Source organism: Microbispora triticiradicis (genome assembly GCF_005864065.1).
Lineage (GTDB): Bacteria > Actinomycetota > Actinomycetes > Streptosporangiales > Streptosporangiaceae > Microbispora > Microbispora triticiradicis.
In genome coordinates this window covers 936,829-959,531 of the sequence record NZ_VANP01000001.1, presented here as the reverse complement: position 1 = coordinate 959,531, position 22,703 = coordinate 936,829, and the positions used below count along the sequence as shown (strand labels likewise).

The following is a 22,703-nucleotide window of genomic DNA, read 5'->3' as shown; positions in this document are numbered from 1 at the left end:
ATACATCAGTCGGACACAGGAGGTGGTTCCAGTGACGGGCTCTCGTGGAGGTGTGCTGGAACTCGCCGTCCTGGGGTCGCTGCACGAAACACCTCTGCACGGATACGAGCTGCGCAAACGGCTCAACACGCTGCTCGGCATGTTCCGTGCGTTCTCCTATGGCTCGCTGTATCCCTGCCTCAGGGGCCTGCTCAACGACGGGCTCATCGTCGAGGAGGAGCCCCCGCAGGACACGGTTCTCGGCCGCAGGTCGAAGATCGTCTATCGGCTCACGGCGGAAGGTAAGGAGCGGTTGCAGGAGCTGCTCAACCAATCGGGCCCGTCCTCCTGGGAGGACGAGAGCTTCGGCATCCGCTTCGCCTTCTTCCGCCACACGGAAGCCGAAGTGCGGCTGCGCATCCTGGAGGGCCGCCGCAGCCGCCTGGAAGAACGCCTCGACCGCGTCCGTGAGGCTCTGTCCCGCACGAGGGAGCGACTGGACAGCTACACGCTGGAGCTCCAGCGCCACGGGCTGGAGTCGGTCGAGCGCGAGGTTCGCTGGCTGAACGAGCTGATCGACTCGGAACGACGGAGCCGGTCGGCTCCCGGCGAGGGGGATCACCCCCCGGGTCCCGCGCAGGCCGTACAGGAAGAGACCCAGAGGGCGGACACGCCCGAGGCAGATAGGTAAAGGAGCGAGTGCTATGGGTTCGGTGCGCGTAGCCATCGTCGGTGTGGGCAACTGCGCCTCATCGCTGGTGCAGGGCGTCCACTACTACAGGGACGCGGATCCGGGCAGCCGTGTGCCGGGCCTCATGCACGTGCGGTTCGGTGAGTACCACGTCGGCGACGTGGAGTTCGTCGCGGCTTTCGACGTGGACGCCAAGAAGGTCGGCCGCGACCTGTCGGAGGCCATCGTCGCCTCCGAGAACAACACGATCAAGATCTGCGACGTGCCGCCGCTCGGCGTCACCGTGCAGCGTGGTCCCACCTTCGACGGGCTGGGCACGTACTACCGCGAGATCATCGAGGAGTCCGACGAGCAGCCGGTCGACGTCGTCCAGGCGCTCAAGGACGCCCGGGTGGACGTGCTCGTCTCCTACCTGCCGGTGGGCTCGGAGGAGGCCGACCGCTTCTACGCGCAGTGCGCGATCGACGCCAAGGTGGCCTTCGTCAACGCGCTTCCGGTCTTCATCGCCTCCGACCCCGAGTGGGCCGCGAAGTTCACCGAGGCCGGCGTGCCGATCGTGGGCGACGACATCAAGTCGCAGGTCGGCGCCACGATCACGCACCGTGTGCTGGCCAAGCTGTTCGAGGACCGCGGAGTGGAGCTGCTGCGCACCTACCAGCTCAACTTCGGCGGGAACATGGACTTCATGAACATGCTGGAGCGCACCCGCCTCCAGTCCAAGAAGATCTCCAAGACCCAGTCGGTCACCTCGCAGATCCCGCACGAGATGGGGAAGGCCGACGTCCACATCGGCCCGTCGGACCACGTGCCGTGGCTGGACGACCGCAAGTGGGCCTACGTCCGCCTGGAGGGCAGGTCGTTCGGCGACACCCCGCTGAACCTGGAGTACAAGCTCGAGGTCTGGGACTCGCCCAACTCGGCCGGCATCATCATCGACGCGGTCCGCGCGGCCAAGATCGCCCTGGACCGGGGCATCGGCGGCCCGCTGCTGTCGCCCTCGTCGTACTTTATGAAGTCGCCGCCGGAGCAGTACTCCGACGACGTCGCCCGCGAGGCCGTCGAGAAGTTCATCCGGGGCGAGAACGAGCGCTGACGGACTCTTCTCCGCGTGTCCCGCCCCGGTTCCGTGACGGACCGGGGCGGTTTCACATGCTCATGGGTGGCCCGGAGGCGGCGGCTCAGGCGAGAGGGAGCGCGGCCGGCGGCAGGGCCGCCGGGTCGGCCACCGGCCAGGCCAGCGGGTCCGGGCCGAGCGCGACGAGCTGCGGCACCTGCTCCCGCGCCCAGGGCGAGATGTCCAGCTCTCCGCTCGTCACCCCGGCGGCGAAGCTCGCCCAGGGCTCCCAGCGGACCTCGCCGACCTCCTCGGCGTTGGGCGCGGCCTCCTCTCCCGTCACCACCGCCCGGTAGACCGGGCACAGCTCGTGCTCGACCATCCCGTTGTCCATGACCGCGCGGTAGGCGAAGCGCGGCAGGATCAGGTCGACGGACTCGACGATCAGCCCCAGCTCGAACTCCAGGCGGCGGACCACCGCCGCCGACAGCGGCTCCCCGGGCAGCGGATGGCCGCAGCAGCTGTTGGTCCACGCGTCGGGCCAGGTCAGCTTGTGACCCGCCCGCCGCGACAGCAGCACCCGGCCCTGCCGGTCGAAGACATAACTGGAGAACGCCAGGTGCAGCGGAGTGTCCGCGCCGTGGACGGTGGACTTGGGAGCGGTGCCGATCGGGTTGCCCTCGACGTCGACCAGCACGACATGTTCCGGTGAGGTCACCGTCAGAGACTACGGTGTCACGCCGTCGCCGGTCAGTGGCAGGGGGTTTTATCGGGGTTGATCCTGATGCCACCCGGAGATCGTCCGCGTAGGCTGTCGCCGTGTCCTACGTCTCCGATCTGCGGGTGGTCCTGCGGGGTCGCAACTTCCGGCGGCTCTTCGCCACGAGGCTCGTCTCGCAGTTCTCGGACGGGATCTTCCAGCTCGCCGTCGGCGGGTACGCGTTCTTCAGCCCGGAACGGCAGGCCAGCGCCGCCGACATCGCGGCGGGCCTCGCCGTGCTGCTCCTGCCGTACAGCGTGCTCGGGCCCTTCGTCGGGGTGTTCATCGACCGCTGGTCGCGGCGGCAGATCCTCGTGATCGCGCCGTTCGTGCGCGGGACGCTGCTGGTGCTGGCCGCCTGCCTCGTCCTGGCGGGAACCTCCGACGTCGTCTTCTACGTGGCGGCGCTCGGCGTGCTCGCGGTCAACCGCTTCTTCCTGGCGGCCCTGGGCGCGTCGCTGCCCCACGTCGTGCCGGGCGACCAGCTCATGATGGCCAACGCGGTGACCCCCACCTCCGGCACGGTGGCGACGTTCCTCGGGATGGGCGCGGCCATGGTGCTCCGCACGATCGCCGGATCGGACGACCGGGGCGTGGCGGTGCTGCTGGTCTGCTCCGGCGTCGTCTTCGGGCTGAGCGCGCTGATCGCCCGGACGATGGAGCGCTCCCTGCTCGGCCCCGCGTACGACCCGGACCGGCCGCAGGCCCGCGAGGCCGTACGGCACGTGCTGACCGGGCTGGTGGACGGCGCGCGGCACGTCGCGCACCGGCGCTCGGCGGCGGCCGCCCTCACCGGCATGGCCGCCCACCGCCTCATGTTCGGCATCTCGACGGCGGCGGTGGTCCTCATTTACCGTTACTCCTTCACCAGCGACCCCGACGACGCGCTGAAGGGCATCGCGCTCGTGCTGGGCGCCGTCGGCGCCGGGAGCTTCGCCGCGGTGCTGGTCACCCCGTGGGCCACCGAACGGATCCGCATCGAGACCTGGGTCCCGGCCATGCTGATCACCTGCGGGATCCTGGAGTTCGCGCTGTGCGTGACGTTCCGCGAGTGGGGCTTCCTCGGCGCCGGGCTCGTGATCGGCGTCGCGGGACAGAGCGTGAAGATCTGCGCCGACACCGTCGTGCAGCGCGACGTCGAGGACGCCTACCTCGGCCGCGCCTTCTCCGTGTACGACATGCTGTTCAACGGCATGACGGTCCTCGGCGCGGTGCTGGCGGCGGCGCTGCTGCCCCACGACGGCAGGTCCTACCCCGCGCTCGCCGTGATCGCCGTCGGCTACCTGCTCGGCGCGGTGGTCTACCGCCTGGTCCTCCCCTCCCCCACCACCCGCCACCCCGCCGTCGCCTCCGATCGACCCGAGTAAGGGCCGGGCGTGATCAGGTGATGTGCCCCTGACATATCCATGACGGCGCCCTGACGGATCATCGGAGAGCTACTATTCCGGCAGTTCCCGGTCCTCTCATCACTGAACAGGCCGTTGTGATGTCCTCCCCGACCCCCTCGACCGCAGGAGACGACTCCGACAGGCCGCCAGGGAACGCACCGGGGGAGGCGACGCCCCCGGAGCGGCCCCCGAAGGTGGCGGCGGCGCGGGAGACGCTCGTCACGACGCTCGCCGCGGCCGCGGCGAACAGCATCTGGACGGAATACCACGCCTTCCTGGAGCACCTGCCGGTCCCGACGTACGTCGGAGTGCTGGCGACCGGCGTGCTCGGCGGTTTCTTCCTGTCGGGCCGGGGGCCGGCGGGTGTGCTCGCCCGACTGACCGGATGGCTCGGCCCGCCCGCCGCGAGGATCCGGGACTGGATCCTGGCCCCCCTCTCCCAGCGGACGCGGACGGCGAAGACGCTGCGGACGCTGCGCCGCGCCCTGCCCGTGCTCGTGATCGCCTATCTGTCCGTGGCGTCCGGTGTGGTCGTCGTCCTGGGCGTCTGGGGCGCGTCGATGCTGGTGCGGTGGGCGTCGTCACCCTCCTGCGCGGATCCGCGGGAGTTGTTCGTGATCACGGCGCCGGAGAACGTCGACGAGCTGCGCGATGCCGTCGCGGCCTATGCCGGCGATTCGGACGACTGCCCGCCGTACCGGATCTCGGTCGGCCCCGCGCCGTCGGCGGCCGACATCGCCAAGGGCTTCACCCTCGGCTGGTGCCGGGGAGACGAGTCGTTCCCGAGGCTCTTCGGGAGGCGCCCTGACGCCTGGATCGCCACCAGCACCGCCGAGGTGGAGCACGTTCTCCGGCTCCAGAGCACCAGCAGCCCTTCGGGACAGCCCTGCGACAGGATGGCCGGCGGAACGGCGACGCTGCGCCCGGGCCCGAGTGTGGCCGGCGAGCAGCTGGTCGTCGCGATGCTCGCCGAGCGCGCCGACGACCTGGAGAGACTGCCTCCGGAGCGGAGAGGCGACAGAGCGCTGGCGGACGTCATGCGGACGGTCCGCACCGATCTGGGCATGCGCCTGGTCTACCCGCAACCCGGTCTCTCCTCGGCCGGTCTGCTGGCGGCCGCACGCCTGGTCGGCCTGGAACGCCCTGAGGACACCGTGCGGAGCATGGTCTCCGACGACAGCGTCAACGCGCTCCTGTGCCGCTTCAAACGGATGACGAGGGCCGAGAAGAATGAGCATGCCCTGCTCATCCCGGCCCACAGCGTGCGGGAGTACAACGCCGGGGAGCTCACGGACGAGGGCTGCCGGGGCATGGGCGAGGACGAGCCCAGACTCACGGAGGAACGGCCGCCCGGTCTGCCCCTCCTCGACTATCCGTTCGTCGCCGTCGACTGGCCGGACGAGGGCGCCCCGGCCTCCCGGGACGAGACGGCCGAAAGCCGCCTCGCTCTCGATCGCTTCGCCGCCTGGCTCACGCACGAGCACCCGCTCTTCGGCCGCCCGGCACCGCCTGCCAAGCAGAGCGGCGATGACGTGCTGGACCAGGCGCAGAAGGAGATCTCCCGGCGGCTGCACCCCGTCGACCTGCAGTTCCTGCTCGACGTCTCCGGATCGATGTCCCGATCGCTCCTTCCCGCGAGTGAGGCGCTCCCCGAGATCAGGCAGGCGCTCGTCGAGACCGACCGCCTGTCGCTCAGCACATTCTGGCGGGAGAAGGACGAAGGTCCCGTAAGGGTCAGCGATCCCACCGACAAGGACGAGCCGAGCCGTCTGGACAGGTTCGTCGGGCGTTTCCGGCTGGAGCGGAGCCGGGGACGGGACGCACCGCTGTGGACGGCGATAGAGGAGTTGGGAAGGAAGTTCGGCCCCCCGGCCCGTTCGGTGGTGGTCATCACGGACGGAGGACCGTTCGGGACCGGAAGGGATCCCCGACCTGCGGAGCAGGACGTCGTGCGGGCCCTGAGTCGCAGCCCCTCGATACGCAACCTCTACGTCCTCGTCCTCGGGCACAACGGGTGTGGGGGCAGGTTCCCGCAGCCGGAGCGGGTGCACGGGCCGGGGGCGAAGCCGGGGTCGGAGCAGCGCGTGATCTGCGCTGAGATCGGAGGAGGGCAGCCCTCCCGGACAGGGACGCAGGCGGTGGCGGGCGTGCTGCGCAACGCGATCTTCACACTACGGGAGTGGTCTCGATGACCCGGCGACCGGAGCTGTGGTGGTCACGGCTTCCCCCCTTCCGGAGGCGGCTCGCCGCCGGAGGGTTCGCGGTGGGCGTCCTCCTCGGGAGTCTGCAACTCCTGCACACCGGGAGGGACACGGCCTGCCACTCCGACGGGCGGATCACGATCGCGGCGAACAGCGACGTCAGCGCCGGAGGCTTCCGCAGGGACCTCGTCCGGCAGTGGAACGCGAAGTCGAAACGCACCGACGATCTCGTCGAGATCTCCGACTCCACCGACGAGGCCAGGGCCGAGATGGCCGCCGCGGCCCAGTCGCACCGCTGCACCTACGACATCTTCCTCCTGGACGTCGTCTACATCCCCGAGTTCGCGAGGAACGGCTACCTGAGCGAGCTCACCCCGAAGGAGTTCGGCGCGGCGTGGCCGCACGTCACGAAGGAGGTGCTGCGGGCGGCACAGGTGGACCGCAGACAGTACGCCGAGCCCCTGGCCACAGACGCGCCGCTGTTGTTCCGCAAGGCCGGCCTGCCGCTCCCCGCCACATGGGCGGATCTCGTCGGAGACGGCAGCCGGACCGGCTACGCCGGCACGTACGGCTACGTCGGGCAGTTCGACGACTACGAGGGGGGAACCGTCAACCTCATGGAGGCGGTGCTCTCCTCCGGCGCCGAGATCACCAAGGGCGACAAGGTCGTGCTCGACCAGTACGCCGAGAAGACGCAGAACGCGCTCGCCCACCTGCGCGGGCTCCTCGACGGCCTCGCGGGGGACGGGAGCCGGCCACCCGGCTCGGGCGGCCCCTCCTCCAGCCCGGCGCCCTCCCCCGGCGCCGAGGCCCGGTGCCAGGACCGCCTCGGCCGCGGCTGTCTGTTCCGGTACCGGGAGGAGAGCAGCCTGCAGGCTTTCCGGGACGGGGACGTGGGGTACATGCGGAACTGGCCGTTCGCCTTCCCCCGTCTGGCGCTCGACCCGTCGATGCGGGCCGGAGACGGGTCTCCGCTGTTCGAGGTGTCCCACCTGCCCGGCAAGGGGATCACGGGGGGCTACGCCCTCGCGATCAGCGCGACCATGCCCGAGGAGGAACGTCCGGACGCGGTACGGCTCATCCGCTTCCTCACGTCGGCCGAGGCCCAGAAGCAGCTGTTCGCGTGCGGCGGCTACCCGCCCGTCATCAAGGAGGTCTACGACTTCTACATGTCGCAGAAGAAGGGCCCCCGAACGTGCAGCGAGCTCCAGGATCGGGAGGATCCGTCCCCCGAACCCGGATCGGAGATGACGGCCCCCGAGCTCGGCGACTTCGCGACGGCGATCCACGACGCGCTGGGCCGGGCCGAGTCACGTCCGGTCTGGCCCCACTACGCCACGTTCAGCGACACGTTCAGATCCTGCGCGAGAAAAGCGGTGACCGGCGAGATCGAGGCGCGGGAGATCGACGTCGACAGCTTCGCCGAGGCCCTGCGGACGGCCGGGGACGGCAGGCGGCCGGACGATCCCTGCCCCGGCTGACCGGCCGTCACAGGGCGGTGGCCGCGGCCGTCATCGCCCTGGTGATCATATCGATCTCCTCGGGCGCGCAGGCGTATGGCGGCATCGTGTAGATGAGGCGCCCGAACGGGCGCAGCCACACGCCGTGGCCCATCACGATGTCCTGAATTTTCGCGACATCGACGGGGTGGTCGGTCTCGATCACGCCGATGGCGCCCAGTACCCGCACGTCCCGTACGCCCGGGGCGTGGACGGCCGGGGCGAGGCCGTCGAGCAGCCCGGCCTCGATGCGGGCGACCTCCTCCCGCCACGGGCGCTCGGCCAGCAGGTCGAGCGAGGCGCCGGCCACCGCGCAGGCGAGCGGGTTGCCCATGTAGGTGGGGCCGTGCATCAGCACTCCGAGGCGGTCGGCCACCCGCTCGGTGCACAGGGTCGCCGCGAGCGTCACGTATCCGCCGGTCAGGGCCTTGCCGACGCACATGATGTCCGGCCTGATCCCGGCGTGGTCGCAGCCGAACATCTCCCCCGTACGGCCGAAGCCGGTGGCGATCTCGTCGGCGATCAGCAGGACGCCGTGCTCGTCGGCGAGGTCGCGCAGCCGCCGAAGGTAGGCCGGGTGGTAGAAGCGCATGCCCCCGGCGCCCTGCACGACCGGCTCCACGATGATCGCAGCCAGCTCCGCCGCACGCGCCTCGACGGTATCGGTGAGCTCCCTCAGGTACGCCTCGTCGGGTTCCGGAGCCGTCCGGACCGGGCGGCGGCCGTAGTCGTCCGGCGGCGCGGGCGCGAAGACGTGCCGCGGCAGCATGCCGGTGAACAGGTGGTGCATGCCGCTCACCGGGTCGCAGACCGACATCGCGCCGAGCGTGTCGCCGTGGTAGCCGCCGCGCACGGTCATCAGCGTCGAGCGTCCGCTGTACTGGATCGCCATCTTGATCGCGACCTCGACCGCCACCGAGCCCGAGTCGGCGAGGAAGACCCGGCCGAGCCCGGTCATCCCGGCCAGCCGCTCCGCGAGCCGCACGGCGGGCTCGTGGGTGAGGCCGCCGAACATGACATGCGCCATGTCCTCGATCTGTTCGCGTACGGCCCGGTTGAGCCGGGGGTGGTTGTGGCCGTGCACGGCCGCCCACCAGGAGGCCATGCCGTCGAGCAGCGCACGGCCGTCGTCGAGGACGATCCGCACGCCGTCGGCACGCCTGACCACGTGGACGGGCACCCCGGACGACACCGCCGAGTACGGATGCCACACGTGCGCGCGGTCCAGCCGGAGAACCTCGTCCGCGTCCACCTACGACAGCAGGCCGTTGTCGCGAGCCCAGGTGAGCAGGGCCTCCCCGGCCGCCTCCTTGCCGATCAGTCCGTGGTCCATGCGGATCTCCAGCAGGTGCTTGTAGGCCCGGCCGACGACCGGGCCGGGCGGCACCCCGAGGATCTCCTGGATCTCGTTGCCGTCCAGCTCGGGCCGGATCTTGGCGAGCTCCTCCTCCTCGGCCAGCCGGGCGATGCGCTCCTCCAGCTGGTCGTAGGTGCGCGACAGGGCCTGCGCCTTACGCCTGTTGCGGGTGGTGCAGTCGGCCCTGGTCAGCTTGTGCAGGCTGCTCAGCAGATGCCCGGCGTCGCGGACGTAGCGGCGGACGGCGCTGTCGGTCCACTCTCCCGTGCCGTAGCCGTGGAAACGCAGGTGCAGCTCCACGAGCTTGGACACGTCGGAGATCACGTCCTTGGGGAACCTGAGCTCGGTCAGCCGCTTCTTCGTCATCTGCGCCCCGACCACCTCGTGGTGGTGGAACGACACCCGGCCGCCCGGCTCGTTGCGCCGGGTCTTCGGCTTTCCGATGTCGTGCAGCAGGGCGGCCCACCGCAGCACCCGGTCCGGTCCGGCGGTCTCCAGCCCGATCGCCTGCTCCAGCACGATCAGCGTGTGCTCGTAGACGTCCTTGTGCCGGTGGTGCTCGTCGATCTCCAGCCGCAGTTTCGGCAGCTCGGGCAGCACGTGGGCGGCCAGCCCGGTGTCCACGAGCAGCGAGAGGCCGGCCCTCGGGTGCGTGCCGCAGACCAGCTTGTCGAGCTCGTCGCGGATGCGCTCGGCCGAGACGATCTCGATGCGGCCGGCCATCGCGGTCATGGCCTCGACCACCTCGGGGGCGACCGCGAACCCCAGCTGCGCGGCGAACCGCGCGGCGCGCAGCATCCGCAGCGGGTCGTCGTCGAACGACCGCTCGGGGGGGCCGGGCGTGCGCAGCACCTTGGCGGCGAGGTCGGGCAGCCCGCCGTACGGGTCGGCGAACTCGTGGCCGGGCAGGCGGACGGCCATCGCGTTGACCGCGAAGTCGCGGCGGGCGAGGTCGCCGTCGAGGGAGTCGCCGTACATCACGTCCGGCTTGCGGGAGGCCGGGTCGTACGACTCGCTGCGGTAGGTGGTGATCTCCAGGAGCCAGCCGCCCTTACGCACGCCGACCGTGCCGAACTCGATCCCGATCGTCCAGACGGCGTCCGCCCAGTCCTTGACGATCTCCAGCACCCGGTCGGGCCTGGCGTCCGTCGTCAGGTCGAGGTCCTTGCCCACGCGGCCCAGGAAGACGTCGCGGACGGATCCGCCGACCAGGGCCAGCTCGTGTCCCCGGGCCGCGAACAGCTCGCCGAGCTCGTCGGCGACAGGGGCGATGCGGCGGAACAGTTCGTTCACGGCGTGCTGCTGGCTGTCGCTCAGATTTGAAACGGACAAGGCTGGGTAGGTCCTTCGGTCACGGAACAGAAACTCTCCCCCGATGGCCCAGGGGTCGGGTGTCACCCAGGGGAGACACGCCTAGCGATCACAAGGCCACGGACGGTTCGGGGGCGCTGGACGACGCAAGGAGCACAAGAGATGAAAGACGCTCTCGCGATTCACCGCTGGCTCCTCGCCCACCAGATCCACCATGAGATCGTACGTCTTCCGCGCCCGTTGACATGCTCCGACGAGCTTCCCGAGGTCCTCGGGGTGGCCCCCGAGACCTGCCTGTGCGTGTCGCTTTTCGAGGTGACCGCGCGATCGGGCACCCAGGCGGTGGCCGTGGTGAGCACGGTCGGCCGGTCTCCCGGGCCCGCGGCGGTGGCCTCACTCCTGCGTACCCCCAGGGTACGCCCCGCCTCCGCCAACACGGTGAACTCGGCGACCGACTACGCCGACGGGCTGGTCTGCCCGCTGCTGCTGCCCGACGAGCTGACCGTGCTGGTGGACCAGCGGCTGCGGGACCGCCTCGATCCCGACGACGTCGTCCACACCGCGACCGGCGAGCGCCGCACCGCGTTGCGACTGCGCGCGATCCACCTGTTCGACCTGGTCGCGGCCAAGGCCGTGGACATCAGGACGATCCCCCGGAGAGGCGCGGCGAGCCTCGCGAGTCCTATGCGGACCGCTTAGGCCATAGCATTCTGGGCGTGCGCCGTTCCTCACCGCTGGCCCGCACATGATTCGCAAGGCCGCACTGCTGACCCTGCTGACCGCCCTGCTCGCGTCCCCCGCGGGCATGGCCGGTACGGCTGCCGCCGTACCGGCGGGTCGCGCCGCGGCCGCCGCCGCTCCCGCCGATCCGCTGGTCGTGAACGAGATCACGCCGGAGGTCGTACGCGACGCCGCCGCCCCCGTGACGATCTCGGGGACCGCCGTGGGCGCCCAGGGAACCTCCGTACGGGTGGTCGTCCGCTACGCGCCGAACCGGCCGCTGACCTCGCGCGGCGAGATGGCGGCCTACCTGTCCGAACAGGGATACGTCCCCTCCAACTGGAGCACCAGGGTCCAGGCCACGCCGCTCGACCAGGCGGGCAAGCTGCCCTTCCGGTTCACCGTGACGCCCCAGGAGCTGGGGATGTCCCGGCCGGGCGTCTACCCGCTCGCGATCGAGGTGACCGACGCGGCGACCGGCCAGCGGATCGCGATCGAGCGCACCTTCCTGACGTACGCCCCGAAGGGCGAGCAGATCCCCAAGGTGAAGCTGGCGCTCGCCCTTCCCCTGGTGGACCGGCCGCACCGCGCCGACGACGCGACGTTCATGGACGACGACCTGTCCGCGTCGCTCGCGTCCGGCCGCCTGGCGGCGCTGCTCCAGACCGCCCAGGACACCGGGGACAAGGTCACCTGGTTCGTCGACCCCGCCCTGCTCGACGACGTCCGCGTCCTGTCCTCCGGCGCGCGGATCGTACGCGGCGTGCGCAAGGAGGCCGACCCGGCCGCGGGCCAGTGGCTGAACGGCCTGCGCGGCGCACTGACCGGCAAACCCGTCGTGGCCACGCCGTACGCCGATCCGGACATGACCGCGCTGGTCCACCACGGCCTCGACAAGCAGGCCGCGGCGTCGGTCCAGCGCGGGGCCGCGCTCGCGAGCGAGGTGCTCGGCCGGGAGATCCACGGCACCACGGCCTGGCCGGCCGGTGGCCGGATCGACCGGGACACCCTTGACGAACTGGCCATCTCGGGCGTGACATCCGTCCTGTTGTCCGCGGACGCGCTGCCGGTCAGGGCCGCGGCGCAGGACGACCCGGCGGCGATCACCCCCACGCCGCTCACCCCCGACGGCGCGGCCACGCTCTACTCCGTGGCGGACAAGCCGCTGACCGCGCTGCTCGCCGATCCCACACTGAGCGAGGTCCTCGGCGGGAACGTCTCGGCTCCCGGCGCTGCGCTGCTGGCGCGGCAGCGGTTCCTCGCCGAGACCGCGATGATCGCCTTCGAGTGGCAGAACGGGCAGCCCGCCCAGCCGGGCCGGTCGGGCCAACCGAACAGGACAGGACAGGACGGGCCGGACGGATCGGCGAAGACGCCGTCGCCCACCGTGGTCGCGGTGCCCGGCTCGCACCTGTGGACGCCCGACCCCGCGTTCGTCTCCGGCCTCCTCCAGGCCGCCTCCTCCGCCCCCTGGCTGAGCATGACCTCACTCGACTCGGTGAAGCCGGGACGGGACGGGGCGACGCGGGGCGACCTGGCCTACACCGAGCGCGACCGCCAGGCGGAGCTGGGCCGCTCCCACCTCGCGACCGTCCGGAAGCTGGAGCGCAAGGCCGAGGCCGTGGCCACCGTCACGGCGGAGCACACCGACGTCTTCCACGCGGCGATACTCCGGCTGACCTCGGCCTCCTGGCGGGGTGACGCCAAGCGGGCCGCCTCCTTCGCACAGCGGGTCAAGGAGACGATCGACCAGCGCATCACCGGCGTGTCCGTGCTCGACAGCCCGCGCTCGGTGGCGGGGAGCAACGGCCAGGTGCCCGTCAGCGTGGCCAACAACCTGGACCAGGACATCGAAATCAGGATCCGGGTCACGTCGGGCAGCAAGTCCCGCCTCGCGATCGACGCGGACGACGGGACCTACGTGACCCAGCCGACCCGGGTCCTCGCCGGCCGGAGCCAGCTCGTCAACGTGCCGGTGATCGTACGAGGCGGAGGCGGCGAGGCGAGCATCTCGGTGCAGCTTCTCACCGACGGCGACGTGGAGTACGGCAACGCCGTACGGGTCGTGGTGCGCGCGACCGGCTACACCGGCATCGCCGTCGTCATCGTGGGGGCGGCCCTGGTCATCATGCTCGCGGCCGTGGTGATGCGGGTCCTGCGCCGCAGGTCGAGGAGGGCCTTCCCGTTCGACGGCACGACCGCCGGCGAGGGCCCGCCGGAGGACCGGCCGGACGCCGTACCGGCCGAGCGGACGCAGTCACCGTAGGCGGACCCCGACCCGGCCCACCCCGAGCGAGGCGGCCCCGCGAACGCGGCCGTCGTGACCCGAAGGACACCCATGAGCAGGATGCTGCGAGCCAGCGCGATCATGGCGGCCGGGACGATGGTCTCGCGGCTCACCGGCTTCGCGCGGACGGCGATGCTCGCCGCGGCCATCGGCACCTTCGCCCTCGGCGACGCCTACAACGCGGCCTACATGATTCCCTACATCCTCCTCGACCTGTTGCTCCAGGGCGTGCTGAGCAGCGTGGTCGTGCCGGTGATCGTACGGGCGCAGCAGCGCGACCCGGACGGGGGCCAGGCGTTCGAACAGCGGCTGATGACGCTGGCGGTGGTGGTGCTGACGGCCGTCGCGCTGCTCGGCGTGCTGCTGGCCAAGCCGATCATGGAGCTCTACACCGCCTCGAACTGGACCGAGGACAAGGTGGAGGTCGCCGCGACGCTGGCCAGGTACATGCTGCCGCAGATCGCGTTCTTCGGGGTCGGCTCGCTGGCGGGGGCGATCCTCAACACGCGGGACAGGTTCGCCGCCCCGATGTGGGCGCCGGTGCTGAACAACATCGTGGTCATGGGCGTCCTGGCCGCCTACTACGCCGTCGGGTCGTCCGACATCGAGAAGGTGAGCGAGCGCGACCTCACGCTCCTCGGCCTCGGCACCACGGCCGGCATCGTCGCCCAGGCGATCGTGCTGGTGATCGCGTTGCACCGGGCCGGGTTCCGGTTCCGCCCCCGCTTCGGCGTCCGCGGCACCGGGCTCGGGGAGGCGGCCAGGGCCGCCGTGTGGACGTTCGGCTACACCGGCATCACCCAGATCGGGTTCTGGGTCACCACCAAGCTCGCCACCGGCGCGGGCTACCGGGCGCCGGGCGCCGGCAACAGCGCCTGGGCGTACGCCTTCCAGCTCTTCCAGCTCCCGTACGGGATCATCGCGGTGTCGGTGATCACCGCGATGCTGCCGAAGATGAGCCGGTCCGTCGCCGAGGGCAGGCTGGACGAGGTGCGCACGGAGTTCGCCTCGGCGGTGCGGCTGGTCTCGTCCGTCATCGTCCCGGCGGGCCTGCTGCTGATGGTGCTCGGGCCGGCGGTCACCACACTGATCTTCTCGTGGGGCCACATGACGACGGCGAACGCGATCTATATCGGCCATGTCCTGCAGGTGTTCGGCGTCGCGCTCGTGCCGTTCTCGATCTTCCAGCTCCTGCTGCGGGTCTTCTACAGCTTCGGTGACACCCGCACCCCCGCGATCATGGCGGCGGTGAACGTGGCCATCAACGCGACGCTCAGCCTGGTCGCGTACTTCACGCTGCCCGACCGGTACGTGGTCATCGGCATGGCCTTCGCCTACCTGGCCACGTACGTCGTGCTCTGCGGCGTCGCGTGGTCGCTGGCCAGCCGGAAGATCGGCGGGCTCGGCGGCCGGGAGGTCACCGCCGGCCTGGGCCGGATGTACGCGGCGGCGATCCCCTCGGCCGCACTCGCGCTGGCGGTGCTGTGGCTGGCCCGGGAGCTCACCACGATCACGCCGGTGAGCTCGGCGGTCGTGCTCGCCGTGGGCGGCGGAGCCGGCCTGATCCTCTACCTGCTGGCCGCGCACCGGCTGCGGGTTCCCGAGGTCCGCTCCATCATTGGACTCGTGGCGGGCAGGGTAGGACGGTAGGAGTTCTCACGACCAAGCGGCAACTCGAAGGTAACCCAGAAGTCCGATTCGGACGTCTTCCATCGGGAAGGCGGGCACAAGCGGCACGGCACTAGCATGGTGCGCCAGGGAGTGTTGAGGAAGCGGCGCCCGTTGCGAGCGGGAATCCGGTGGGATTCGGCGCGGCAGGGCATCACTTTTGATACACCTTCCAGCGAAACGTCCCGCGGATCTTGCCCTACCGGAGGAATCCGGCCCGGCGGTGCTCCGTCCGGTGCCGCGGCAGGCACGAGATCTCGGGGGCGCGACCTGGAGTTGTGATCGGCGAGCGGAAGCGGGAAGGCGTGGGCGGAACCACCCGGCATCGGCTGATGCATGCCGACGGGCCGCGGAGCGGGGCGGCCGCATGAGCATGTCCACGGTCGAACCGGGGACCCGGCTGGCGGACCGGTTCCGCCTGGAGGACCGGGTCCACGAGTCCGCGGGCGCGACCCTGTGGAAGGCGCTGGACGAGATCCTCGCCCGCCCGGTCGCCGTCCACACGTTCGCGCCGGACTTCCCCCGGGTCGCGGAGGTCGTCACGGCCGCCCGCCTGGCGAGCCGGCTGACCGACCCGCGCCTCACCCAGGTCTTCGACGCGGCCGACGAGGACGGCACGGCGTACGTCGTGAGCGAGTGGGTCAGCGGCGACTCGCTGCTCGACCTGCTGGAGAGCGGCCCGGTCGAGGCCGAGCGCGGCGCCGCCCTGGTGGCCGAGGCCGCCGAGGCGCTGGCGCACGCCCACGCGGCGGGCCTCACCCACCTGCATCTCACCCCCGGCCGCCTGGTCTGGACGAGCGGGGGCACGGTCAAGCTCCTGGGTCTCGCCGTCGACGCCGCGATCCTCGACCTCCACAGCGAGGAACCCGCCCGGGAGGACGCCGAAGGGCTGGGCCGTCTGCTGTACGCCGCGCTGACCGGGCACTGGCCGGGCGACTCCGACTGCGGCCTGCCCTCCGCGCCCCTCGACGACGGCAAGGTCTGCACCCCCCGGCAGGTCACCGCCGGCGTGCCCGGTTATCTCGACGCCATCACCTGCCGCGCCCTGCTGCAGGAGCCGAGGCGGGGACAGCCTCCGCTGGCCACCCCGGCCGAGGTGGCGGAAGCCCTCTCCGAGGTGCCGCGTCCCACGCCCGTCCCGGTCACCACCGCCCCGCCCGCGCTGAACCTGCGCTCCGAGGCGCCCGACGGCCTGGGCCTGGGCGTGACCACGAGGCCGCCGCAGAAGCCGATGGCGCATCCGCCGCCGCCGCGTCCGCAGACCGGAGCGGCGAGCAAGATCCTGCTGACCGTCATCGTGCTGCTCGTGATGGCGGCCGTCGGGGTCGGCGCCTGGACGGTGGGGAAGAACCTCGGCAACGCCCCGCGGGTCACGCAGCCGGACGTCGCCGATTCGCCGTCGCCCACGGCCAAGCCGGTCGCCGTCAAACCGGTGAGCGCGACCGGGTTCGACCCCCTGGGCTCCGACCGCGCGGAGAAGCCGGAGATCGCCGGGCTCGCCGTCGACGGCAAGCCGTCCACGGAGTGGCACACCGACAGCTACCTCGGCGCGGACCTGGGCGGGCTCAAGGACGGGGTGGGGCTCATCCTCGACATGGGCAAGCCGGTCCCGATCGCCGACGTGGCCGTCTCCCTGGGCGACGCCGCCGGCGCGACCGTGCAGCTCAAGGTGGGCGACGCGGCGGATCTCGGCTCGCTGAGGACGCTCGCCGAGGCGAAGGGCGCCTCTGGCACGGTCACGCTCACGCCGAGCAAGGCCACCACAGGTCAGTACGTTTTGATCTGGTTCACCCGGCTTCCGCCCTATGCCGGGAAGTATCGTGGCACCATCTACGAAGTAACGGTGCACTCCCCCGGACCGGCATAGCAGGGACCTGTGAACTCCCCACCAGACACACCCCCGACGGCTGAGCACGCGCAACGCGCCGTGTCCGACGCCGATCTGCTGACGCGCCATCTGGGCGGCGATCCGCACGCGTTCAGTGAGATCGTCAGGCGGCACCGCGACCGGATGTGGGCGGTCGCCCTGCGTACGCTGGGCGATCCCGACGAGGCCGCCGACGCGGTGCAGGACGCCTTCGTCTCGGCGTACCGGAAGGCGGACAGCTTCCGCGGCGAGGCGGCGGTCACGACGTGGCTGCACCGCATCGTGGTGAACGCCTGCCTCGACCGCATGCGCCGCAAGTCGGTGCGGCCCGTCGCCGACGACGAACTCATCGAGGCCGCCGAGCGGGAGTCTCCGGCCACCGACCAGTCGGGCGAGCGGGAGGTGTCCCTGGAGGTGACGGCGGCGCTCAAGCTGCTGCCGCCCGACCAGCGGGCCGCCCTCGTGCTCGTCGACATGATGGGCTACGCGGTGGACGACGCCGCCGCGGTGCTGGGCGTCCCGCCCGGAACGGTGAAAAGCCGCTGCGCCCGGGGCCGCGCCAAACTCGCCCCGATTCTTTCGCATCTACGGAACCGATCAGACCTGACTCGCGTCTCATCCGGGAAGGGAGCAGAACTTCGTGACGGGTGACACGCACTACGACCTGGAGATTCTCGCCGAACTGGCGGAGGGTCTCCTCGACGAAACCACGGCACGGCGGGTCCGCGAGCACCTCGCGGTCTGCGACCCCTGCGGGGAGAGCCTCGCCGACCTGGCCGCGGTCCGCGAGGTCCTGGCGGCCGTGCCGGTGCCGGCGATGCCTCTGGGCGTCGCCAAGCGCATCGACCGCGCGCTCGCCGCCGAGGCCCCGGACTGGGACCGCGTCATGCGGGACTCCCCCTGGGAGAACGCGCCGTGGGAGACCGTCGAGACTCCGGTCGAATCCATCGTCCCTGCCGGGGCGCCGCAGCCGGGGCTCGTACCCGCGCCGGAGCCTGCGCCGGAGCCGGAACCCGAGCTCGCGCCGGTCGCCGCGGCGACCGGTCCGCTGGGCGTCGTGTCCGGCGACGGGACGATCACGCCGGCCGGGCGCCGCAACGGGACGCGTACGGGGGGCCGTAAGTCCGCCAGACGGCGCGCGTGGGCGATGCCCGCGGTGGCCGCCGCCGCGGCGATCGCGGTCGTCGGGAGCGGGGTCGCCGCCACCGGCCTGCTCTGGTCCGGCGGCGCGCAGCCCCAGTCGGCGCTGAGCCAGGGCGACGCGAGCCAGAGCCCGGAGAAGACCCGTGCGCAGGCGCTGACCTACTCGACCTACGCCAGCGGCCACAACTACACCAGCCGGGAGCTGCGCGGGCCGCTGCTGGGCTACTTCGGCGTCGGCCCCGGCGTGGACGGCGCGTCCACGAGTGACGAGGGTCTCGACAGCTGCGTCAAGCAGTTCTCCACCGAGCTCGACCGCACGCCGATCGGGGTCGACAAGGCCCTGTACAACGGCAACGAGGCCACGATCATGGCGTTCTGGGAGGACAAGAACATCAACGCCGTACGGGTGGTCGTCGTGGACTCCGAGTGCCGCCGCCTGCGGCCGGAGGGCCTGGCCAGCTGGAGGTGACCTGACGCCGCTCCGGGGCTCACCCGGCGGCGTACGGAGTACGGCGCGAGCCGTACCATCGGCAGTGACGAAGCCCCCCGCGACCTCCGGGGGGCTTCGCGATGTCCGGGTGCCCCAGACGCGTCAGGAGTCCTCGGGTGCCGGGGGTCGGCCGCGGGAATCGCCGGGGCCTAGGATCTGTTGACGCGACTGCACATCACACCGGGATCGGAAGGCGAGTCCGTTGAGCGACGTCCGTAACGTGATCATCATCGGATCGGGCCCCGCCGGCTACACGGCTGCCGTGTATGCCGCGCGGGCGGACCTGCGGCCGCTCGTCTTCGAGGGCTCGGTCACCGCGGGTGGTGCGTTGATGAACACCACCGACGTGGAGAACTTCCCCGGGTTCCCCGACGGGATCATGGGTCCGGACCTGATGGACAACTTCCGCAAGCAGGCCGAGCGCTTCGGCGCCGAGCTGGTGGCGGACGACGTCGTCGAGGTCGACCTGGAGGCCGACCCCAAGGTCGTCAAGACCTACACCGACACCTACCTGGCCAAGTCCGTGATCATCGCCACCGGCTCGCGCTACCGGGAGCTGGGCCTGGAGAACGAGAAGCGGCTGTCCGGCCGGGGCGTGTCCTGGTGTGCGACCTGTGACGGGTTCTTCTTCCGCGACCAGGAGATCGTGGTCGTCGGCGGCGGCGACACGGCGATGGAGGAGGCCATCTTCCTGACCCGGTTCGCCCGTACCGTCACCGTGATCCACCGCAGGGACACGCTGCGCGCCAGCAAGATCATGCAGGACCGGGCGTTCGCCAACGACAAGATCCGCTTCGTCTGGGACAGCGAGGTCGTCGACGTGCTCGGTGAGGACCGGATCTCCGGCGTGCGCGTGCGCAACCTCAAGACCGGCGAGGAGACCGATCTGCCGGTCGGGGGGCTGTTCATCGCCATCGGACACGAGCCGCGCACGGAACTGCTGAAGGGCCAGATCGATCTCGACGACGAGGGCTACGTCCTCGTGCAGTCGCCCACGACCAGGACCAACCTCGACGGGGTGTTCGCGGCGGGCGACGTCGTCGACCACATCTACCGCCAGGCGATCACGGCCTCCGGGACCGGATGCGCCGCGGCGCTCGACGCCGAGCGCTGGCTGACGCTGAACGCCTGAGACCGTTTCCGGGCGGCCGCGGGAATGCGGTGACCGTTCCCGCGGTTGCACCCACCACACCAGACACAAGGGGAGAGTTACCTTGGGCGCCATCAAGAGCGTGACGGACGCGAGCTTCGAGGCCGAGGTCCTCAAGAGCGACAAGCCGGTTCTCGTCGACTTCTGGGCCGAGTGGTGCGGTCCGTGCCGCCAGGTCGGGCCCATCCTCGAGGAGATCGCCACCGAGAACGCGGACAGGCTGACCATCGTCAAGCTGAACATCGACGAGAACCCGGTCACGCCGCGCGACTACGGCGTGCTGCAGATCCCGACGATGAACGTCTACAAGGGCGGCGAGGTCGTCAAGCAGATCATCGGCGCCAAGCCGAAGGCCATGCTGCTGCGCGAGCTGGAGGGCGTGCTCTGACGCGCCCCGATCGAGCCGGACAGGAGCCCCCCGCGCGAACGCACGGGGGGCTCCGCTGTGTCATGAGATCGCTCGGGCACTCGCGTGGACACTGAGATCGCGTGGACACTGAGATCGCCTGGAGCCTGAGATCGTGTGGGGCCCTGAGATCGCCTCAGACGGGCCGCAGCGCCCGCTCTGGGGACATCGAGCCGAGTAGGCGCTCCAGCGCCACCTCGACGTCCTCACGCCACGAGACGGCGGTCTTGAGCTCCAGGCGGAGCCGTGGGAAGCGCAGGTGCGGGCGTACGGTCTTGAATCCGACCGACAGCAGATAGTCCGCCGGCAGCAGGCAGCCGGGCTGCTCCCACTTGAGGTCGCCGAAGGCTTCTATCGCTCGTACGCCGCGGCGGGTCAGGTCCTTCGCGACGCCCTGCACGAGCATCCGGCCGAGCCCGCCTCCGGAGAACTCCGGCACGATGTGCGCGGTCATCAGCAGCACCGCGTCGGAGCTGACCGGAGAGGTCGGGAACGCCACCGATCGGGGGACGTACAGCGGCGGGGCGTAGAGCACGAAGCCGGCCGCCACGCCGTCGACGTAGGCGATCTTCCCGCAGCTCCCCCATTCGAGGAGGGTCGCGGAGATCCACGCCTCCTTCTCCAGCCCCGGGTCGCCCGCCTCCACCGCTCGCTCCCCGCTCACGGGGTCGAGCTCCCAGAACACACACCGCCGGCACCGGCGCGGCAGGTCGTCAAGGTTGTCGAGGGTGACATTGACCAGCCGACGCGACACGTGATGCCCCAATCCCCGCTAGCGGTCCCGCCAGAAAAGCGCGCGAATACGGCGTCTACTGCACGCATCGTAACTCAGCGGCAGGGCCGGAGCGCGTACGCCACAAGAGCCACAGCCGACCGTTTACGTCGCCCTCACGGTGAAACCAATGAGGCAGGAATGCAGGAAAAGGGGTCTGTGATGGTCAATACCCTGTTGTGAGCAGCGTGGCGCGTTACCGTACTCTGGATTTCTCGGCTATGTGATCGGAGGTGGACCGTGACGCATGAGCTTGATCACGGTCGGACGAACGCGGCCCACGGGTCGCGCATTGACGCCTACGTCGACAGGTACGCCGCCCGGGCCGCCGGGATGGTCGCCTCCGAGATCCGAGCTCTCTTCGCCGTCGCCTCGAGGCCTGAGGTGGTCTCGCTCGGCAGCGGCATGCCGTACATCACGGCCCTTCCTCTCGACGTGGTGGGCGATCTCGTCGCCGATCTCGTCGCCACCCGCGGTTCCGTCGCTCTGCAGTACGGCGGCGGCCAGGGCGACCCCGCCCTGCGGGAGCAGATCTGCGAGGTCATGCGCCTTGAGGGTATCGAAGCCGGTCCCGACGACATCATGGTCACCGTCGGCTCCCAGCAGGCGCTCGACCTCATCACCCGCATCTTCATCGACCCCGGTGACGTCGTGCTCGCCGAAGGGCCGTCCTATGCCGGGGCGCTCGGCACGTTCGCGGCCTACCAGGCGAAGGTCGTCCACATCGCGATGGACGACCAGGGCCTGATTCCCGAGGCGCTCGCGCAGACCATCTACGCACTCCAGGCGGCGGGGAACCGGATCAAGTTCCTCTACACGATCCCGACCTTCCAGAATCCCGCCGGTGTGACGCTGAACGAGGTGCGCCGCCGCCAGGTGCTGGAGGTCTGCCGCCGGACCGGCGTGCTCGTCGTCGAGGACAACCCGTACGGCCTGCTCGGGTTCGACGGGGAGCCGATGCGGGCGCTGCGGGCCGACGATCCCGACGGTGTCGTCTACCTCGGCTCGTTCTCCAAGACCCTGGCCCCGGGCTTCCGCGTCGGCTGGGCCGTCGCGCCGCACGCGATCCGCGACAAGCTGGTCCTCGCCATGGAGTCGGCGGTGCTGTCGCACTCCACGTTCACCCAGCTCGCCGTGGGGCAGTACCTCACGACCCAGCCGTGGCGGGAGCAGATCAAGACGTTCCGGGAGCTGTACCGCGAGCGGCGCGACGCGATGCTCAACGCGCTCGAGGTGTTCATGCCGCCCGGTTGCACGTGGACCCGCCCGGCCGGCGGGTTCTTCGTCTGGATGACGCTGCCCGAAGGGCTCAACTCGAAGGCTCTCCTCCCCCGGGCCATCGCCGAACGGGTCGCCTTCGTGCCCGGCACCGGTTTCTACTCCGACGGCGGCGGCACGCGGAACATGCGGCTGTCGTTCTGCTACCCGGAGCCGGACCGCATCAAGGAGGGCGTACGCCGTCTCGCCGGGGTCATCGAGCAGGAGCTCAGGATGCGGGACACGTTCGGCACCGGTTCCATACCGCGGCAGGGAGGCGTGGACACCCCCGGCCCGGACCTCGCCTAGGAAGTGTCTGGCCCGCCTCGCTCAGGTGTGGGTACGGCCCACGCCTGAACCGGCGTAGCCTCTCCTACTGGGACGTCGCAGCCTCCCGCCCCTCCCCTCGTGGTCGGGCCTGGACGACGACCGCCAGGAGGGGCACTAGCCTGTTCAGGCTGGCCGTACCGACTCCTCGACGCGAGAAAGGCCCTCTTCGTGAGCGAGCGAACGATGACCGCAGGATCGCCCCCCGCACCTCCGCGGAGGGGAACGCGCCCCGGGCCGGGCAACGCCGATCACCGGTGGATCGGGGGTCGTACCTCCGAGAGCCGCACGGCGGCCACGGCCGGCCCTGCTGAAGGGCTCGGCCCGCGTGCGCGGGGAAACGACCAGCCCCAGCCCAGCGGCGGGTTCGCCCGCA

General features: G+C 70.9%; 18 protein-coding genes. 14 read left to right on the top strand and 4 right to left on the bottom strand.

Annotation, left to right across the window (positions count from 1 at the left end; genetic code table 11):
• Positions 1–31: 31 nt before the first annotated feature.
• Complete coding sequence (locus FED44_RS04480) at positions 32–670, top strand: PadR family transcriptional regulator (RefSeq protein ID WP_111700074.1); 639 nt, start codon at positions 32–34, stop codon at positions 668–670.
• A gap of 13 nt (positions 671–683) precedes the next feature.
• Positions 684–1,763: an inositol-3-phosphate synthase gene (locus tag FED44_RS04475; RefSeq protein WP_111700075.1), complete on the top strand. Its 1,080-nt coding sequence runs from the start codon at positions 684–686 to the stop codon at positions 1,761–1,763.
• An 85-nt stretch (positions 1,764–1,848) separates the two neighbouring features.
• On the opposite strand, the gene idi is transcribed toward FED44_RS04475, so the two are convergent.
• Complete coding sequence (idi, locus tag FED44_RS04470; RefSeq protein ID WP_111700171.1) at positions 1,849–2,442, bottom strand: isopentenyl-diphosphate Delta-isomerase; 594 nt, start codon at positions 2,440–2,442, stop codon at positions 1,849–1,851.
• A 101-nt stretch (positions 2,443–2,543) separates the two neighbouring features.
• Here idi and FED44_RS04465 point away from each other — a divergent pair, with 101 nt between their 5' ends.
• The 3 genes from FED44_RS04465 to FED44_RS04455 all read left to right on the top strand — a co-directional run bounded on the left by FED44_RS04465 (position 2,544) and on the right by FED44_RS04455 (position 7,554).
• Positions 2,544–3,851, top strand: a complete 1,308-nt coding sequence (locus FED44_RS04465) for an MFS transporter (RefSeq protein ID WP_138459824.1) — start codon at positions 2,544–2,546, stop codon at positions 3,849–3,851.
• 119 nt (positions 3,852–3,970) lie between these two features.
• Complete coding sequence (locus tag FED44_RS04460; protein WP_138459823.1) at positions 3,971–6,064, top strand: vWA domain-containing protein; 2,094 nt, start codon at positions 3,971–3,973, stop codon at positions 6,062–6,064.
• Positions 6,061–7,554 (top strand): extracellular solute-binding protein, encoded by a 1,494-nt coding sequence (locus FED44_RS04455; protein ID WP_138459822.1) that lies wholly within the window; start codon positions 6,061–6,063, stop codon positions 7,552–7,554. Before FED44_RS04460 ends, FED44_RS04455 begins: the two co-directional genes overlap by 4 nt.
• 7 nt (positions 7,555–7,561) lie before the next feature.
• On the opposite strand, the gene FED44_RS04450 is transcribed toward FED44_RS04455, so the two are convergent.
• Together FED44_RS04450 and FED44_RS04445 are read right to left on the bottom strand one after the other, a co-directional pair.
• A complete protein-coding gene (locus FED44_RS04450) occupies positions 7,562–8,824 on the bottom strand; it encodes an adenosylmethionine--8-amino-7-oxononanoate transaminase (RefSeq protein WP_138459821.1) in 1,263 nt (420 codons plus the stop codon).
• Positions 8,825–10,222 carry a CCA tRNA nucleotidyltransferase gene (locus tag FED44_RS04445; RefSeq protein WP_316246845.1) on the bottom strand — a complete coding sequence of 466 codons (1,398 nt, stop codon included), beginning with the start codon at positions 10,220–10,222 and terminating at the stop codon, positions 8,825–8,827.
• Between the two features lie 180 nt (positions 10,223–10,402).
• Between FED44_RS04445 and FED44_RS04440 the strand changes: the two genes are divergently transcribed.
• The 8 genes from FED44_RS04440 to trxA all read left to right on the top strand — a co-directional run bounded on the left by FED44_RS04440 (position 10,403) and on the right by trxA (position 19,953).
• Complete coding sequence (locus FED44_RS04440) at positions 10,403–10,939, top strand: aminoacyl-tRNA deacylase (RefSeq protein WP_111700081.1); 537 nt, start codon at positions 10,403–10,405, stop codon at positions 10,937–10,939.
• 46 nt (positions 10,940–10,985) lie between these two features.
• Positions 10,986–13,226, top strand: a complete 2,241-nt coding sequence (locus FED44_RS04435; RefSeq protein ID WP_138459819.1) for a hypothetical protein — start codon at positions 10,986–10,988, stop codon at positions 13,224–13,226.
• A 72-nt stretch (positions 13,227–13,298) separates the two neighbouring features.
• A complete protein-coding gene (gene murJ, locus FED44_RS04430) occupies positions 13,299–14,897 on the top strand; it encodes a murein biosynthesis integral membrane protein MurJ (RefSeq protein WP_138459818.1) in 1,599 nt (532 codons plus the stop codon).
• A gap of 385 nt (positions 14,898–15,282) precedes the next feature.
• Positions 15,283–16,782 (top strand): protein kinase family protein, encoded by a 1,500-nt coding sequence (locus tag FED44_RS04425; RefSeq protein ID WP_111700084.1) that lies wholly within the window; start codon positions 15,283–15,285, stop codon positions 16,780–16,782.
• A gap of 9 nt (positions 16,783–16,791) precedes the next feature.
• On the top strand, positions 16,792–17,433 hold the full coding sequence (gene sigM / locus FED44_RS04420) for an RNA polymerase sigma factor SigM (protein ID WP_111700085.1): 642 nt from the start codon (positions 16,792–16,794) through the stop codon (positions 17,431–17,433).
• Positions 17,423–18,394 (top strand): anti-sigma factor family protein, encoded by a 972-nt coding sequence (locus FED44_RS04415; RefSeq protein WP_138459817.1) that lies wholly within the window; start codon positions 17,423–17,425, stop codon positions 18,392–18,394. The genes sigM and FED44_RS04415 overlap by 11 nt, the downstream gene beginning before the upstream one ends.
• A gap of 223 nt (positions 18,395–18,617) precedes the next feature.
• Positions 18,618–19,547 (top strand): thioredoxin-disulfide reductase, encoded by a 930-nt coding sequence (gene trxB, locus FED44_RS04410; protein WP_111700087.1) that lies wholly within the window; start codon positions 18,618–18,620, stop codon positions 19,545–19,547.
• A gap of 82 nt (positions 19,548–19,629) precedes the next feature.
• Entirely contained in the window at positions 19,630–19,953 is a 324-nt protein-coding gene (trxA, locus tag FED44_RS04405; RefSeq protein WP_111700088.1) for a thioredoxin, read from the top strand.
• Positions 19,954–20,107: 154 nt separating this feature from the next.
• Here the strand turns inward: trxA and FED44_RS04400 are convergent, their stop codons facing one another.
• Positions 20,108–20,725 carry a GNAT family N-acetyltransferase gene (locus FED44_RS04400; RefSeq protein ID WP_111700089.1) on the bottom strand — a complete coding sequence of 206 codons (618 nt, stop codon included), beginning with the start codon at positions 20,723–20,725 and terminating at the stop codon, positions 20,108–20,110.
• Between the two features lie 351 nt (positions 20,726–21,076).
• Here FED44_RS04400 and FED44_RS04395 point away from each other — a divergent pair, with 351 nt between their 5' ends.
• Positions 21,077–22,309 (top strand): aminotransferase-like domain-containing protein, encoded by a 1,233-nt coding sequence (locus tag FED44_RS04395; RefSeq protein WP_138459930.1) that lies wholly within the window; start codon positions 21,077–21,079, stop codon positions 22,307–22,309.
• Positions 22,310–22,703: the final 394 nt, after the last annotated feature.

What these genes read in the sequence shown, in the direction of transcription:
- FED44_RS04475 (WP_111700075.1), top strand. Translation starts at nt 684, where the DNA reads ATGGGTTCGGTGCGCGTAGCCATCGTCGGTGTGGGCAACTGCGCCTCA.
- FED44_RS04460 (WP_138459823.1), top strand. Translation starts at nt 3,971, where the DNA reads ATGTCCTCCCCGACCCCCTCGACCGCAGGAGACGACTCCGACAGGCCG.
- FED44_RS04455 (WP_138459822.1), top strand. Translation starts at nt 6,061, where the DNA reads ATGACCCGGCGACCGGAGCTGTGGTGGTCACGGCTTCCCCCCTTCCGG.
- FED44_RS04440 (WP_111700081.1), top strand. Translation starts at nt 10,403, where the DNA reads ATGAAAGACGCTCTCGCGATTCACCGCTGGCTCCTCGCCCACCAGATC.
- FED44_RS04435 (WP_138459819.1), top strand. Translation starts at nt 10,986, where the DNA reads ATGATTCGCAAGGCCGCACTGCTGACCCTGCTGACCGCCCTGCTCGCG.
- murJ (WP_138459818.1), top strand. Translation starts at nt 13,299, where the DNA reads ATGAGCAGGATGCTGCGAGCCAGCGCGATCATGGCGGCCGGGACGATG.
- FED44_RS04425 (WP_111700084.1), top strand. Translation starts at nt 15,283, where the DNA reads ATGAGCATGTCCACGGTCGAACCGGGGACCCGGCTGGCGGACCGGTTC.
- FED44_RS04395 (WP_138459930.1), top strand. Translation starts at nt 21,077, where the DNA reads ATGGTCGCCTCCGAGATCCGAGCTCTCTTCGCCGTCGCCTCGAGGCCT.